This is a genomic window from Sphingomonas jejuensis (assembly GCF_011927695.1).
Classification (GTDB): domain Bacteria; phylum Pseudomonadota; class Alphaproteobacteria; order Sphingomonadales; family Sphingomonadaceae; genus Sphingomonas_K; species Sphingomonas_K jejuensis.
Window position 1 is genome coordinate 572406 of record NZ_JAATJE010000002.1, and the last position, 13428, is coordinate 585833.

Here is a 13428-nt window from a genome sequence, read left to right on the forward strand (position 1 = left end):
GCTGGCGAGGCGCGCGGGCTTGCGTTAGGCCGCCGCGATGCTCGAGCCCCACCGCTCCGGCGGCCGCGCCATCGCGCCGTCCCTTTTCGCCTTTGCCGTCCTTTACGGCGGAATGACCTGCATCGCCGGCGTGCTCGGCAACAAGCAGGTGGATCTGGGTCCGTTGGCGGTGGAAGCAGGCATCTTCCCGTTCCTGCTGCTGGTGTCCCTGTCGTCGACCGTCGCGGAGCTCCATGGCCGGGACATCGCCAATCGGCTGGTGCTGTTCGGGTTCGTTCCGCTGGTGCTCTCCATCCTTCTCACGCTGCTCGTGCTGTCGCTGCCCGCGGCAGAGGAGATGGAGCCTGCGCGCCGCGATGGTTTTCAGCTCGTGCTGGGACAGAGCCCGCGGCTGATGGTGGCGGGCATCATCGCCTATGGCATCTCCACCTTCCTCAACGTCACGATCTTTTCCCGGATGCGCGGAGCGGAGGGGAGGCGGCTGTTGTGGTTGCGCGCGGGCGTGGCGAGCATGCTCAGCCAGATCGTCGACACACTGCTGTTCGTCACCATCGCTTTCCTTGGCGTCTTCCCCATCGCCGAGCTGCTGATCGGGCAGATGCTGGCCAAGGTCGTGCTGTCTGCGGTGATGGTGCCGGCGGTGATCTATCTGCTGGTCGCGATCGGCCGGCGACTGGATGGAGCGCCGGCATGACGGACACGGTGAACCTCGCCAAGGCGGAGACGATCGTCGAGGCGCTGCCCTATCTCCAACGCTACGCCGGCAAGTCGTTCGTGGTGAAATATGGCGGCCATGCGATGGGCTCGCCGGAGCTTCAGCGCGGCTTTGCCGAGGACATCGTCCTTCTGAAGGCGGTCGGCATCAATCCGGTCGTGGTGCATGGCGGTGGTCCGCAGATCGGATCGATGCTGAAGCGGCTCGGCGTCGAGTCCACCTTTGTCGGCGGGCTGCGCGTGACCGACGCCGAGACCGCGCGGATCGCCGAGATGGTTCTCGCCGGATCGATCAACAAGGAGATCGTTTCCTGGATCGGGGCGGCCGGGGGGCGTGCGGTCGGCCTGTCGGGCAAGGACGGCGGCCTGGTCGTCGCGGAGAAGATCTCGGGCCGGGACGCGGATCCGCTGCAGGGGATCGAGCGGCATGTGGACCTGGGGTTCGTGGGTGAGCCCGCCCATGTCGACCGGTCGGTCCTCGACACGCTGATGAACGCCGGCATCATCCCGGTGATCGCGCCGATTGCGACGGGCGAGGATGGGCAGACCTACAACGTCAACGCCGACACGATGGCGGGGGCGATTGCGGGCGCGCTCGGCGCCTCCCGCTTCTTTCTGCTGACGGACGTGGCCGGCGTCCTCGACAAGCAAGGCGTGCTGCAGACCAATCTGTCACCGACCGAGATCGCCGGGCTGATGACGGACGGGACCATCAGCGGCGGCATGATCCCCAAGGTCGCGACCTGCGTGCAGGCGGTGGAATCGGGTGTCGACGCCGCCGTCATCTTGGACGGGCGGGTCCCACATGCGATGCTTCTGGAAATGTTCACGGCGCAGGGTGCCGGCACGCTGATCCGCGCCTGACGGCTGCTGGTCGACCCGCCCTTCACGAAGCGGCCTCGAATCGGCTATTCGGGCCGCAACACCATTGGAGTGCCCCGTGACCACCATCTTCCAGATCCTGTTCGTGCTTCTCGACGTGCTGTGGTGGGTCATCATCATCCAGGCGGTGCTGTCCTGGCTGGTCGCGTTCAACGTCATCAACACCTATAACGACTTCGTCCGATCGGCCCTGATCGCGCTCGATCGGATCACGGCACCGATCTACCGGCCGATCCGGCGCATCATGCCGGATCTGGGTGCGCTCGATCTGTCGCCGCTGGTGGTGCTGTTGGCGCTGATGATCCTGCGCACGATCATCCTGCCCAACCTCTACGCATCGCTGGTTTCCTGATCGTGCCGGCCACGCTGATCGACGGCAAGGCAGCGGCGGCCGCCCTGCGCGAGCAGGTGGCGGAGGAGGCCCGCGCCTTCCAGGCGGCGGCCGGCCGTCACGCCGGCCTTGCTGTCGTGCTGGTCGGCGACGATCCGGCGAGCGCCGTCTATGTCGGCTCCAAGGAGAAGGCGACCCGCACGGCCGGCATGGCGGGGCAGGTCCATCGGCTGTCGGCCGACATCGATCAGCCCACGCTGATGGCATTGATCGATCGGCTGAACGCCGATCCCGCCGTGGACGGCATCCTTGTTCAACTGCCGCTGCCGGCTGGCCTGGACAGCGACGCCGTGATCGCCGCCGTCGATCCGGCAAAGGACGTCGACGGCTTCCATCCCTTGAACGTCGGTCGCCTTGCAAGCGGGCTCCCCGCGCTCGTCCCCTGCACGCCCAAGGGCTGCATCTTCCTGCTGAGGCAGCAGCTCGGGTCGCTTTCCGGCCTTGATGCGGTGGTGATCGGCCGATCGGCAATCGTCGGGCGACCGATGGCGCAGCTGCTGCTTACCGAAAGCTGCACGGTCACGATCGCGCACAGCCGCACGCGCGACCTGCCTGCGATCGTCTCTCGCGCCGATATCGTCGTTGCTGCCGTCGGCCGACCGGAGATGGTGCGGGGAGACTGGCTGAAGCCGGGCGCGACGGTGATCGATGTCGGCATCAACCGGGTCGAAGGTCGCCTGGTGGGCGATGTCGCCTTCGACGAAGCGATGACGGTCGCGGGAGCGGTCACGCCGGTGCCGGGAGGGGTTGGACCGATGACGATCGCCGTGCTGCTCGCCAACACCGTGGAGGCAGCGCGCCGCCGCGAAGGGCTGGCATGATCGAGCTGTTCGTCTCGGCCTTCGTCACCTTCTTCGTGGTCATCGATCCGCCCGGCTGCGCGCCGATCTTCGCCAGCCTGACAACGGGAGCGTCGCCGGACGCACGGCGGCAGATGGCCTACCGGGCTGTGGGTGTCGGTACGCTGATCCTGCTGGTTTTCGCGCTGTTCGGCGAGGCGTTCCTGTCCGCCCTGGGGATCAGCCTGGACGCCTTTCGCATCGCCGGCGGGATCATGCTGTTCCTGATCGCGCTCGACATGGTGTTCGAGCGGCGCACGCAGCGGCGGGAAGACCGGGCCGAAAAGGTCATGGCCGATCCGGAGGTGGAGGACGTCTCCATCTTCCCGATGGCGATGCCGATGATCGCCGGTCCGGGTTCGATCGCGACGGCGATGCTGCTGGTGTCGGGCACTTCGGGTATCGCGGGGGGTGCGGTGATCCTGGCGGCGATGCTTGCCAACCTCGCCCTGATGCTTGTCTCGCTGCTTGCCGCGGGGCCGATCATGCGCGTGCTCGGCACCCGCATCGAGGCGGTGGTGACCCGGCTGCTGGGCGTGATCCTTGCCGCGCTTGCCACCCAGTTCGTGCTGGACGGCATCCGCGCGAGCATGACCGCCGCCTAGCGGATCCGCCAGAGCCGGTACGGGCTGTTCGGAGGCAAGGGGAGCGGATCGAGCCAGCCGAACCGGGTGCCGGAGGCGAGCTGCGCGTAGAAGCCCTTCGGGCTGCGCGCGCGGTAGATCGTCGATTCCGACATGTTCGGGCAGACCATCAGCAAAGTCGCGCCGCGCGACTTCATGATCTGGCGCGCGCGATCGGGCGTGCCGTCGAACGCGTGGTGCACCGCGACGATCGCATCGCCGTTGCGGTGATAGGGTCCGGCGATCGCGCGGTGGCGGGTGGTCGCCAGCAGACGCGGCCCCAGATCGACGAATGTGAAGATCGTCTGCGGCGGCCGGATGCGGGCGATCGGGCGGAGGGCGGACAAGGTCGGGCAGCGGTTGTTGGCCAAGTTGACGGCTGCGGTGCGGGGATGGGGAGGATCCTTCGGCACCAGCTTCAGCACGCCGGACAATCCAACACCCGACACGATCATGAACAGCACGAACAATGCTACCGCGCGCATGGCGAGCGTCGGCAGCGCCAGCAGGGCCCGCCCGACGGTCCAGGCGAGCGCGGCGGCCGCGGGAATCGCGAGCAGCTGGGCCGCCGGAGCCGCACGGGTCTGCCAGGCGAGCAGGCCCGCCGCCGTTGCGACGAGAAGAAAGATCGCGATCCAGTCGAGCACAAGCGCGCTGCGCCGCCCGCGCCAGATGGCGAGGCCGGCGCCGATCAGCCCGGCGACCGGCAGCAGGATCATGGGGTAAAGGAGGTCGGGCTTCAGACGCCATGCCGGACGCGCTTCCCGCACGTTGGACAGCCACAGGCGTTCAAGTTCCGGCGACACCCCCTCCGGCCGGCCAAGGCAGTCGGGCCAGGCCAGCGCGAAGCCGCCGGCGAGCAGCAGCGCCGCCGCACCCGCCAGCGCCAGTCGACCCGGCCAGCCGAGCCGCCCGAAATGGCTGATCAGCCAGAACAGCGCACCGCCGCCGATGGTGGCGGACAGCCACACGGGCGACAGCGCGTCGCACACGGGCGCGCGGTTCGCCTGGGAGGCGAACAGCAGGAAGCCGACGGCGGACCCGGCGGCGAGCGTCGCGGCGTAGCGGCGGAGCGGATCGGCCGCGGGCTCCCCCAGCGCAACCCAGCGCAGGCCCATGATGCCGGTGCCGATCGCAAGATAGGGAAGCATTTCCAGGCCGATCACCAGCGACAGCACGGTTGCCGCCGCCGCCACGACCGCACCGCGGTTGCGCGCCGGATCGACCAGCCCGGCCACCATCGTCGCGAGCAAGGCGAGCTGCCAGCCATGATGATCGATCCTGAGCGGCTGAACCATGCCCAGCACATAGCCCGAGGTGATCAGCAGGGCGGGCGCAAGCCAGAAGGCGAGGGGCGCGACGACCCGGCGGATGGTGAGCGACAAGGAGACAAGGATCAGGCCGAGCGGCAGCAGCGGGGCGAGCGCGACGGCCCAGCGTTCGGCATCCACGCCGCCGACGAAAGGGCGGAACAGCAGGATCAGCCCGGCGATCGGCAGGTCCACCAGCCGCGACCAGTGGATATCGAACCCGGCCGGCGGCGACAGGCGGTGCTGGCGCAGGTCGAACCAGGCCTGCCCCTGCAGCCAATCGCGGACCTGGGTGATGCGCAGATTGTCGTCGGTGTCGCCAAGCGCGAAGCCGAGGATCAGCCGATAGCGATCCCACAGCAGCCAGACGGCAAGCGCCAGCCAAACCAGAAGCACCATGCGCAGCCAATGCTGCTCCGCTGCCCCGAGCCACCGGCGCGACCGGGCCATCCAAGATCGTGGTTCCATCAGCACGGTTGCCCGACTAGGGCATAATCAGGATCCGCGCATCAGGATCTTCGGGCAGGGTGGAACGGGAACGCATGGGCATCGCCATCGGTCAGGCGGCAACGCGGGGCACCCTGGGCCAGATCGTCCGTTACGGCATCACGGGCGGCCTGGTGACGATCGGCTTTTCGGCCGTTTACTGGTTGTTGGCGACGCCCGTCGGGCTCGATTCTCAGGTCGCGCTGACCATCGCCTTCCTGCTGTGGAGCGGGATCGGTTTCGTGCTGCATGGCCGGATCAGCTTTCGCGACCATGGCAGCCGCGATCGCATGGGCGCACGATCGGTCCGCTTCCTCCTGGTCAACCTGCTCGGCTTCGCGCTCAACCAGCTGTTCGTCTGGGTGCTGGTGAAGCAGATGGGCGGGCCGACCTGGTGGCCGATCCTGCCCTTCATCTTCGTGACACCGCTGGTCACCTTCGTTCTTCACCGCCGCTGGGTGTACGCCTGATGGACCGCGCCGTTTTCGACCGCATGGCGGAGCAGGACGCCGAACATTGGTGGTATGTCGCGCGGCGCCGATACCTGTCGGCGCTGATCGAGCGGCAGGTGCCGATGGCGCCGGGCGCGCGCGTGCTGGAGGTCGGCTGCGGCACCGGGCACAATCTGGAGATGCTCGGCCGGTTCGGCCATGTCGACGCGCTGGAGCTCGACGCCCCGGCGCGGGCAATCGCGGAGCGGCGGCTGGGTCGCCCGATCGGCGCCGCGCCGCTTCCCCAACTGCCGGGCGTGCCCGACCGCGCCTATCAGCTGATCGCTCTGCTGGATGTGCTGGAGCATGTCGAGGACGGTGTCGGCGCGCTCAGGGCGCTTCGCGAGAAGCTTGCCGCCGACGGGCGCCTGCTGGTGGCGGTGCCGGCCAACCCCTGGATGTGGAGCGCACACGACGTCCACCACCACCACCACCGCCGCTACACGGCCGGTGCGTTGCGGCGGGAAGCGGCGGAAGCGGGGCTGACCGTCGATCATCTGTCGCATTTCAACAGCCTGCTGTTCCCGGTCGCGGCAGCGGCGCGCATCGCCGGCAAGATCACGAACAAGCAGACCGCCGACGACGCCATGCCGTCGCCGCCGGTCAATCGCCTGCTTGCCGGCATCTTCGGCCTGGAACGCTTCGTGGCAGGGCGCGTCCCGTTGCCGTTCGGCGTTTCGATCGCGGCGGTGATGCGGGCCCGCTAGCGCGCGGGACGGTCGATCCGCAGAACCAGCGATCGTCCGCGCCGCCACACCGGCGTCATGCCGTCGAGCAGGCGTGGATCGAACGGCGGCGCATCGACAATCCACACATGATCGAACAGGTCGCGCCGGATGGCGGGCAGCGCGCGCGAGATCGGCAGCCAGCGTTCGCGCCGGCATTGCTGGAAGGTCACGAGCTGCGACGGATCGGAGACAAAGGGGCGCGCCTCGTCAAAGGTGACGCGCAGGAGCTGCGCGCCCGCCGCTTCCCATTGATCATTGGCGAAGGCACCGCGACGCACCAGCGCCATGCCGGGGATATGGTCGAGCCGGGACCGCCACCATCCCTCGACACAGCGCTTGCCAACGAGCGTGACCAGCGTGGACCCCGGCGGGACATGGTCCAGGGCGGCAAGCTCTCGCGTGAATGCGCGGTCGTAGAGCACCGCGCTCCAGAAATTGCCGCCGAGCCGGACGCCCAGGAAAAGCAGCGCGGCGACGGCGAGGGCACCCGCAAAGCGGGCGGTGGCGGCCGGGGTGAGGCGGATGCCGATCACCGCCACGGCCAGCATGTAGGGCGCCAGCCGCATGTCGGCATAGGCGGACCCGAACACGATGCGCGGCAGAAGCAGGTAGACGCCGAGCAGGAACACGGCGGAGATCGCCAGGTGGCGTGACAGTTCAAGCCGGCGGTCGACAAGCGCGGCACGCAGGGCGACGATCAGCACCACCATGCCCAGAATATCGAACCCGGCCCACCGATCACGCAGGATCATGCCGAAATAGGCAAGCTTCGCTTCCATGGCGAACCAGCCGCCGGTCATGCCCCCCGCATCGCCGCCGCCGCGCCACAGGAGCATCAGCAGGATCGGAGGCGTGAGCGGCAACACCCCGATCGCGGTGGGGATCAGGGCGCGGTGCCACCGCCGGCCGCGGTCATGCTGCCGGATCAGCTCCGCCGAGAAGCAGAGCACGCCCAGCGTCCCCCAGCCAAAGGCATGGGTGATCCAGATCAGCACGGCGATGACGGGGAAGATCGCCGCCCTGAGCGCGAGCCGCCCGCGCCGCGCCAGGTGCAGCCACAGCCCGAAGGCGACGAACACGAAGGCCATGGCGAGCGAGAAGTTCGCGAAGCCGAAGAACAGGGGATAGTTGTAGACGAGCGGCACCGCCAGGAAGGCCGTCGGCGGCAGCCGGTGGTGCACCTCGTGCGCGATCCACAGCAGGCCCGCGGCGGTCAGCGGCGGGATAAGGGCGACGATCAGCTTGACCGCATGTTCCAGCCCCAGGAGCGGCGCCAGCGGCTCCACCAGCAGGTCGACGCCGAGGTTGCCGATCACCGCCCATTCGAAGCTGTACCAGCGGGCAAGCTGCGGATCCTGCCCGATGCCCAGCTGCACATGGTAGCGGCCCATGTGGCCGAGCAGGTCGACCAGCGGCGGGACGGTGGGCCACAGGAGCGGCAGCGCGGTCAGGAGGACGACCGCCACCAACAGCCATGGCCGTGACCACCAGTCGCCGCGTTGTGCCCGATCCATGCCAGAATTGACCTAAAGGCACGTCAGGGTGCCCGCAAGCGCGGCAGCTCGCTTTGCGGTGGATTAACACCTAGCCGGGCGAAGCGCGCGGCAAACGAACGTTAAGCATTCCCAGCTAGATCATGCTTATGAAGGACGGACGAGCGACCATAAAGAGACCCGCGCTGGCTGACACGCGGCGCCCCTTGTATCAGCCGGCGCTGTGGATGGTTGGCAACTTGCTTGTCGTGATTTTGATCGTCCTGGATCTCACCGTTTTTGACGGCGGCCGGATCATGAACGGTGCCTTCGCTGGCCGCGATTTCATCAATGTATGGACGGCAGGAAAACTGATCCTGTCCGGTCAAGCTGACGTAATCTATGATCTCGGCCGCTACCATGCAGCACAACAAAGCTTTTTCGGTCCGATCGGGCCTCACAATTATTCCTACCTTCCGGCAACCCTCATCCTAACCGTGCCATTTGCGCTGCTCCCTTATCCTCTGGCGCTCATAATCTGGTTGATCACCACCGGAGCCCTTTTCCTATGGGCTGCGAAGCCATGGTGGACGTCAGCAAGCCAACTTCCACTTACCCTGCTGCTAGCGCTGCCAGCTGCCACAATGAACATTTGGGCTGGTCATTACGGGTTTCTCTTCGGTGGGCTCCTTCTCTGCGGCTGGCGGGCGCTGGAGGCAAATCGGCCGGTGCTAGCGGGGGTGCTCTTCGGCCTGTTAATCATCAAGCCCCACTTGGCCATCCTCGTGCCCGTCGTCTTGCTTCTTCGACGAGCGTGGACGCCGATCGCCTCGGCGGCAGCCGCGGTATTTGCCTTGATCGGCACAAGTATCTTGCTGTTCGGTCTTGATCCTTGGCGCGAATATCTTTTCGTCACGTCAGCAACTCAGGCAACCATGATTGATGGAAGAGGGCAGCTTTACGGCCTGATGGCGACCTCCCCGGCGTCCGCAATCTTCTTGATCGGTGCAGGCGGAGTTGCGGCTTGGATTGGTCAGGTTCTATTCGGGGCATTCGGGTTCTGTCTTGTCGTTCATGCCGCCATCCGAGGCGCTACGCTGCGAGACCTCGCCCTACTGGCATCCCCAGCCACATTCCTAATTCTTCCCTATGCCTTCAACTACGATCTGGTCGTCCCCTGTTTCGCGGCCGCCTGCGCGCTTGTTGATCCCCGGCTGCGGCCTAGCGATGAGCGCCTCGCTATGCTCGGCTTCTGCGCGGCCCAGCTCGGCATGGTCTTGGCGCTCATCGGCGCTCCCCTCATGCCACTGTTCCTCGCCGGCCTAAGCTGGACGCGTTACCGCCTGGCTGTATGCGAAACGGGCTCATCCCCAGACGCATCACGGCGGCCGAGCAGCCTTAACCGCAGCGCATTGAGCTTGATGAAACCCGCCGCATCGCGCTGGTCATAGGCGCCGGCATCGTCCTCGAACGTCACCACCTTCTCGCTATAGAGCGAGTTGGCGGAGCGCCGCCCGACGACGTGCACGCCGCCCTTGTAGAGCTTCAACCGGACCTCGCCGTCGACCTTTTCCTGGCTGTGGTCGATTGCGGCCTGCAGCATCTCGCGCTCCGGCGAATACCAGAAGCCGTTGTAGATGAGCTCGGCATAGCGCGGGGCGAGCTCGTCCTTCAGGTGCGCGGCGCCGCGGTCGAGCGTCAGCTGCTCGATCGCGCGGTGGGCGGCGTGGAGGATGGTGCCGCCCGGCGTTTCGTACATGCCGCGGCTCTTCATGCCAACGAAGCGGTTCTCGACGAGGTCGAGCCGGCCGATGCCATGCGCGCGGCCAAGATCGTTGAGGCGGGCGAGGAGCGCGGCAGGCGACAGGGCCTCCCCATCCACCGCCACCGCGTCGCCGCGTTCGAACGCGACCGTGACGAGCTGGGGCTGGTCGGGCGCATCCTCCGGATTGACGGTGCGGGAAAAGACATAGTCCGGCACCTCCGCCCAGGGATCCTCCAGCACCAGCCCTTCGGACGAGGTGTGGAGCAGGTTGGCGTCGGTGGAAAAGGGCGCCTCCCCGCGCTTGTCGCGCGGGATCGGGATCTGGTGCGCTTCGGCGAACTCGATCAGCTTCGATCGACTGGTGAGGTCCCATTCGCGCCACGGCGCGATCACGCGGATGTCGGGCTGGAGCGCGTAGTAGCCGAGTTCGAACCGGACCTGGTCGTTGCCCTTGCCGGTGGCGCCGTGGCTGACCGCGTCGGCGCCGACCTGCCGCGCGATCTCGATCTGGCGCTTGGCGATCAGCGGCCGGGCGATCGACGTGCCGAGCAGGTAGAGCCCCTCGTAGAGCGCGTTGGCGCGCATCATCGGGAACACGAAATCGCGGACGAACTCCTCGCGCAGGTCGTCGATGAAGATGTGCTCGGGCCGGACGCCCATCAGCTCGGCCTTGGCGCGGGCGGGCTCGAGCTCCTCGCCCTGGCCGAGGTCGGCGGTGAAGGTCACCACCTCACAGCCGTAATTCTGCTGCAGCCACTTCAGGATGACGCTGGTGTCCAGCCCGCCGGAATAGGCGAGCACCACGCGGTTGATCTTGTCGGCCATCGGGGCTCCGTGCGTTAGGGTCCGGGCGCGCACTTAAGGGGCGGGGGCGCGGTCCGCCAGCAGATAGTCCCGCGTGATCGGCAGCGTGCGCCGCCCCTTCGCATATTGGACCTGGTAGTTGCACATGCCGCCATGTTCGAAGCTGACCTGCGCGCCCGCCAGGTAGAACTGCCACATGCGGAAGAACCGGGCGTCGTAGAGCGCCTCGATCTCGGCGCGGGCGGCGACCACGCGGTCGTACCAGTGCGACAGGGTCATGGCGTAATGGAGCCTGAGCGTCTCCACGTCGGTCGCGATCAGCTTGGTGCCCTCGCTTGCCGCCACGATCTCGCTCAGCGCGGGCGAATAGCCGCCGGGGAAGATGTATTTGCGGGTCCAGGCGTCCGTCTGCCCCGGCGCGCCGAGGCGGCCGATGGTGTGGAGCAGCATGGCCCCCTCGTCACCCAGCAGGCGCGAGCAGGTCGAGAAGAACTGCCGGTAGTTGGGCGGACCGACATGTTCGAACATGCCGACCGAGACGATCCGGTCGAAGCGGCCGGTGACGCGGCGATAGTCGATCAGCTCGAAGGACACGCGGTCGGACAGACCCTCGGCCGCGGTCCGCTCCCGCGCGTAGCGGATCTGCTCCTCGCTGAGCGTCACGCCGAGCACGGTGACGCCGTGCGTGCGCGCCAGGTAGCGGGCAAGGCCACCCCAGCCGCAGCCGATGTCGAGCACCCGCATGCCGGGTTCAAGCGCGAGCTTGCGCGCGATCAGTGCCATCTTGTTGGCCTGGGCCTGTTCCAGCGTCTCGTCCGGCGACCGGAAATAGGCGCAGCTGTACTGCCGCTCCGGATCGAGGAAGAGCTCGTAGAGCCGGTCGCTGAGGTCGTAATGATGGCGCACATTGGCGCGCGCGCGGCGTTCCCAGTTGAGCCGCCCGATCGCGGCGGCGGCACGGTCGACGAGGCCGCGGACGAGGCCTTCATTGTCGATGGTGCGGCCGTCTTCCCACCGGCCGTTCGCCTGGATCAGCCGGACGAGGTCGCGGACGTCGCCATCGTCGACCACCATCCGCCCGTCCATGTAGCTTTCGCCTGCCCCCACCCGCGGCGCGCGGGCGATGGCGGCCGGCGCGCCCGTGTCGGTGAAGCGGATGGTGACGTCGCGAAAGACGGGATCGGGCGTGCCGAAGCGGCTGGTGGTGCCGTCCGCCTCGATGACGGTGAGCACCCCGCGACGGACGAGCTTGTCGAGATAGCGGGCCAGAAGCACGCCCGGCCTTTCCCTCAATCGATCGCGAGTGTCGAGGCCCACCCTTCAAATGAAGGGTCAGATGCCGGCATACCATTCATAGCCGGCGACATCCTCCCAGAAGCCGCCCTTGCCCTGGCCGATACCGGCCAGCGTGTCGCGCGCTTCCACCCGCATCAGATATTTGGCGTGCTTGTAGCCCAGCTGCCGCTCGACCCGAAGGCGCAGCGGCGCACCGTTCGCCACCGGCAGCATCCGGTCGTTGAGCGCGTAGGCGAGGATCGTTTGCGGGTGGCGGGCATCGACCATGTCGATCGACTCGTAATAGGGTGCGCTCCCGAACAGGTCGGCGCAGTGGAACACGAGATAGCGGGCGGATGGCCGCACCCCGGCGGCATCGAGCAGGCCCGCCAGCGGCACGCCCCGCCATTTTCCGATCGCGCTCCATCCTTCCACGCAGTCGTGGCGGGTGATCTGCTCGCGCGCGGGCATCGCCGTCAGTTCGCCAAGCGACAGGCTGAGCGGGCGCGCGACCAGCCCGTCGATTGCCAGCCGCCAGTCGGCGAAGCCGCCGGCGAGCAGATTCTGGTAGAGAGGCGTCGACGGCATGGCCGTGCCGTTCGACCGGAACACCGGCGACCGCTCCTCCGGCCGATACTCGCGCGCCAGCGCACCGCGGGCGGTCACGGCACGCTGGATGCGCAGGTTGGCGCCTTCCGCCAGCGCGATCATACGCTGGAACCGTTCGCTCCCATTCAGCGCGTCGCAGCCCGACAGCAGCCCGCCGGCGCCAAGCGCCGCACCCGTCACCAGAGCGCGCCGGGTCAGAATCATGGTTGCCGCTCCGCCGGCAGCCGCCACCATCCGGTCACCATGCCGCGCAGCTGGTTGAGCGGACCGGAGAGCAGAACCAGCAGGATATGGACGATCGTGAACAGCACAACCGCCACGGCCGCGATGAAATGAAGGGAGCGGGCCGATTGCCGCCCGCCGAGCAGGTCGAGCAGCCACGGAGCCGCCGCGTTCAGCCCCGGGGACATGGTGAGTCCGGTCGCGATCAGAAGCGGCAGCGCCACGAAGATGACGCCGACATAGCTGATCACCTGGATGGGATTGTAGCGCCTGGCTTCCTGGCCGGTCGGGAAGCGCAGCCGGGCATGGTCCTTTGCATCGTGCCACAAACGCCTTGGCGACAGCTCCCGCCGGCCGAGCTTCAGGTCGCGCGCGATGTGGCGGTTGACGAGGCTGGCGACCATGAAGGCGAGCAGACCCCATGCGAAGATCCACGCAAAGGCCAGGTGCCACCGCCGGGCGCCCGCGAGATCGTAGCTGGACGGGATCGTCGCCCAGTGCGGGAAGGCGCGCGTCTGGACGTTTCCATCCGGATCCGTCCAGCGCCCGAGCACTCCCGTCGTCGGAACGGTGAGCGATCCGATCTTCAGCACACCGGCATCGGGGGTGGCGCCGATCTCCAGCCAGGCCTGGTCGAAGTTGGCGCCGTAGCTGCCCCAGTAGAGCCGCGGATGCGCGTTGAAGATCATCAGCCCGCTCATCAGCAGGACGAACAGCACGACGACGTTCACCCAGTGCCAGAGCCTGGTCGCGAGGCGGTGGCGGTAGATCATCGGCTGTGTGTCGGCCCGATCCGTCATGACAGCATCATGATCCA

Annotated in this window: 14 protein-coding genes; 8 read left to right on the forward strand and 6 right to left on the reverse strand. The window is 67.5% G+C overall.

Annotated elements, in window-relative coordinates; genetic code table 11:
• Nucleotides 1-37: 37 nt before the first annotated feature.
• The 5 genes from GGR88_RS12435 to GGR88_RS12455 all read left to right on the forward strand — a co-directional run bounded on the left by GGR88_RS12435 (nucleotide 38) and on the right by GGR88_RS12455 (nucleotide 3431).
• Nucleotides 38-694, forward strand: a complete 657-nt coding sequence (locus GGR88_RS12435) for a queuosine precursor transporter (protein WP_167955474.1) — start codon at nucleotides 38-40, stop codon at nucleotides 692-694.
• Nucleotides 691-1578, forward strand: a complete 888-nt coding sequence (gene argB, locus GGR88_RS12440; RefSeq protein ID WP_167955476.1) for an acetylglutamate kinase — start codon at nucleotides 691-693, stop codon at nucleotides 1576-1578. The genes GGR88_RS12435 and argB overlap by 4 nt, the downstream gene beginning before the upstream one ends.
• Before the next feature lie 76 nt (nucleotides 1579-1654).
• Nucleotides 1655-1948, forward strand: a complete 294-nt coding sequence (locus GGR88_RS12445) for a YggT family protein (protein ID WP_167955478.1) — start codon at nucleotides 1655-1657, stop codon at nucleotides 1946-1948.
• A gap of 2 nt (nucleotides 1949-1950) precedes the next feature.
• A complete protein-coding gene (gene folD / locus GGR88_RS12450) occupies nucleotides 1951-2808 on the forward strand; it encodes a bifunctional methylenetetrahydrofolate dehydrogenase/methenyltetrahydrofolate cyclohydrolase FolD (protein WP_167955480.1) in 858 nt (285 codons plus the stop codon).
• A complete protein-coding gene (locus tag GGR88_RS12455; protein WP_167955482.1) occupies nucleotides 2805-3431 on the forward strand; it encodes a MarC family protein in 627 nt (208 codons plus the stop codon). Before folD ends, GGR88_RS12455 begins: the two co-directional genes overlap by 4 nt.
• Here the strand turns inward: GGR88_RS12455 and GGR88_RS12460 are convergent.
• Nucleotides 3428-5209: an AcrB/AcrD/AcrF family protein gene (locus GGR88_RS12460; RefSeq protein WP_167955484.1), complete on the reverse strand. Its 1782-nt coding sequence runs from the start codon at nucleotides 5207-5209 to the stop codon at nucleotides 3428-3430. The two genes, GGR88_RS12455 and GGR88_RS12460, sit on opposite strands and share 4 nt — an antisense overlap.
• A 92-nt stretch (nucleotides 5210-5301) precedes the next feature.
• On the opposite strand from GGR88_RS12460, the gene GGR88_RS12465 reads away from it, so the two are divergent.
• Together GGR88_RS12465 and GGR88_RS12470 are read left to right on the forward strand one after the other, a co-directional pair.
• Nucleotides 5302-5715 carry a GtrA family protein gene (locus GGR88_RS12465; protein WP_167955486.1) on the forward strand — a complete coding sequence of 138 codons (414 nt, stop codon included), beginning with the start codon at nucleotides 5302-5304 and terminating at the stop codon, nucleotides 5713-5715.
• Nucleotides 5715-6443: a class I SAM-dependent methyltransferase gene (locus GGR88_RS12470; RefSeq protein ID WP_167955488.1), complete on the forward strand. Its 729-nt coding sequence runs from the start codon at nucleotides 5715-5717 to the stop codon at nucleotides 6441-6443. Before GGR88_RS12465 ends, GGR88_RS12470 begins: the two co-directional genes overlap by 1 nt.
• On the opposite strand, the gene GGR88_RS12475 is transcribed toward GGR88_RS12470, so the two are convergent.
• Nucleotides 6440-7978, reverse strand: a complete 1539-nt coding sequence (locus GGR88_RS12475; protein WP_167955490.1) for a hypothetical protein — start codon at nucleotides 7976-7978, stop codon at nucleotides 6440-6442. The genes GGR88_RS12470 and GGR88_RS12475 overlap by 4 nt on opposite strands.
• A gap of 122 nt (nucleotides 7979-8100) precedes the next feature.
• On the opposite strand from GGR88_RS12475, the gene GGR88_RS12480 reads away from it, so the two are divergent.
• On the forward strand, nucleotides 8101-9387 hold the full coding sequence (locus GGR88_RS12480; protein WP_167955492.1) for a glycosyltransferase family 87 protein: 1287 nt from the start codon (nucleotides 8101-8103) through the stop codon (nucleotides 9385-9387).
• On the opposite strand, the gene GGR88_RS12485 is transcribed toward GGR88_RS12480, so the two are convergent.
• Genes GGR88_RS12485 through GGR88_RS12500 form a run of 4 tightly spaced genes read right to left on the reverse strand, consistent with a single transcriptional unit; the run spans nucleotide 9273 to nucleotide 13411 of the window.
• Nucleotides 9273-10526: an argininosuccinate synthase gene (locus GGR88_RS12485; RefSeq protein ID WP_167955494.1), complete on the reverse strand. Its 1254-nt coding sequence runs from the start codon at nucleotides 10524-10526 to the stop codon at nucleotides 9273-9275. The genes GGR88_RS12480 and GGR88_RS12485 overlap by 115 nt on opposite strands.
• A 33-nt stretch (nucleotides 10527-10559) precedes the next feature.
• The gene (locus GGR88_RS12490; protein ID WP_167955496.1) at nucleotides 10560-11780 is read right to left on the reverse strand and encodes a class I SAM-dependent methyltransferase; all 1221 of its coding nucleotides are present in this window, start codon (nucleotides 11778-11780) and stop codon (nucleotides 10560-10562) included.
• 57 nt (nucleotides 11781-11837) lie between these two features.
• Nucleotides 11838-12593 carry a molybdopterin-binding protein gene (locus GGR88_RS12495; RefSeq protein ID WP_167955498.1) on the reverse strand — a complete coding sequence of 252 codons (756 nt, stop codon included), beginning with the start codon at nucleotides 12591-12593 and terminating at the stop codon, nucleotides 11838-11840.
• Nucleotides 12590-13411, reverse strand: a complete 822-nt coding sequence (locus GGR88_RS12500; RefSeq protein WP_167955500.1) for a cytochrome b/b6 domain-containing protein — start codon at nucleotides 13409-13411, stop codon at nucleotides 12590-12592. The genes GGR88_RS12495 and GGR88_RS12500 overlap by 4 nt, the downstream gene beginning before the upstream one ends.
• Nucleotides 13412-13428 lie beyond the last annotated feature (17 nt).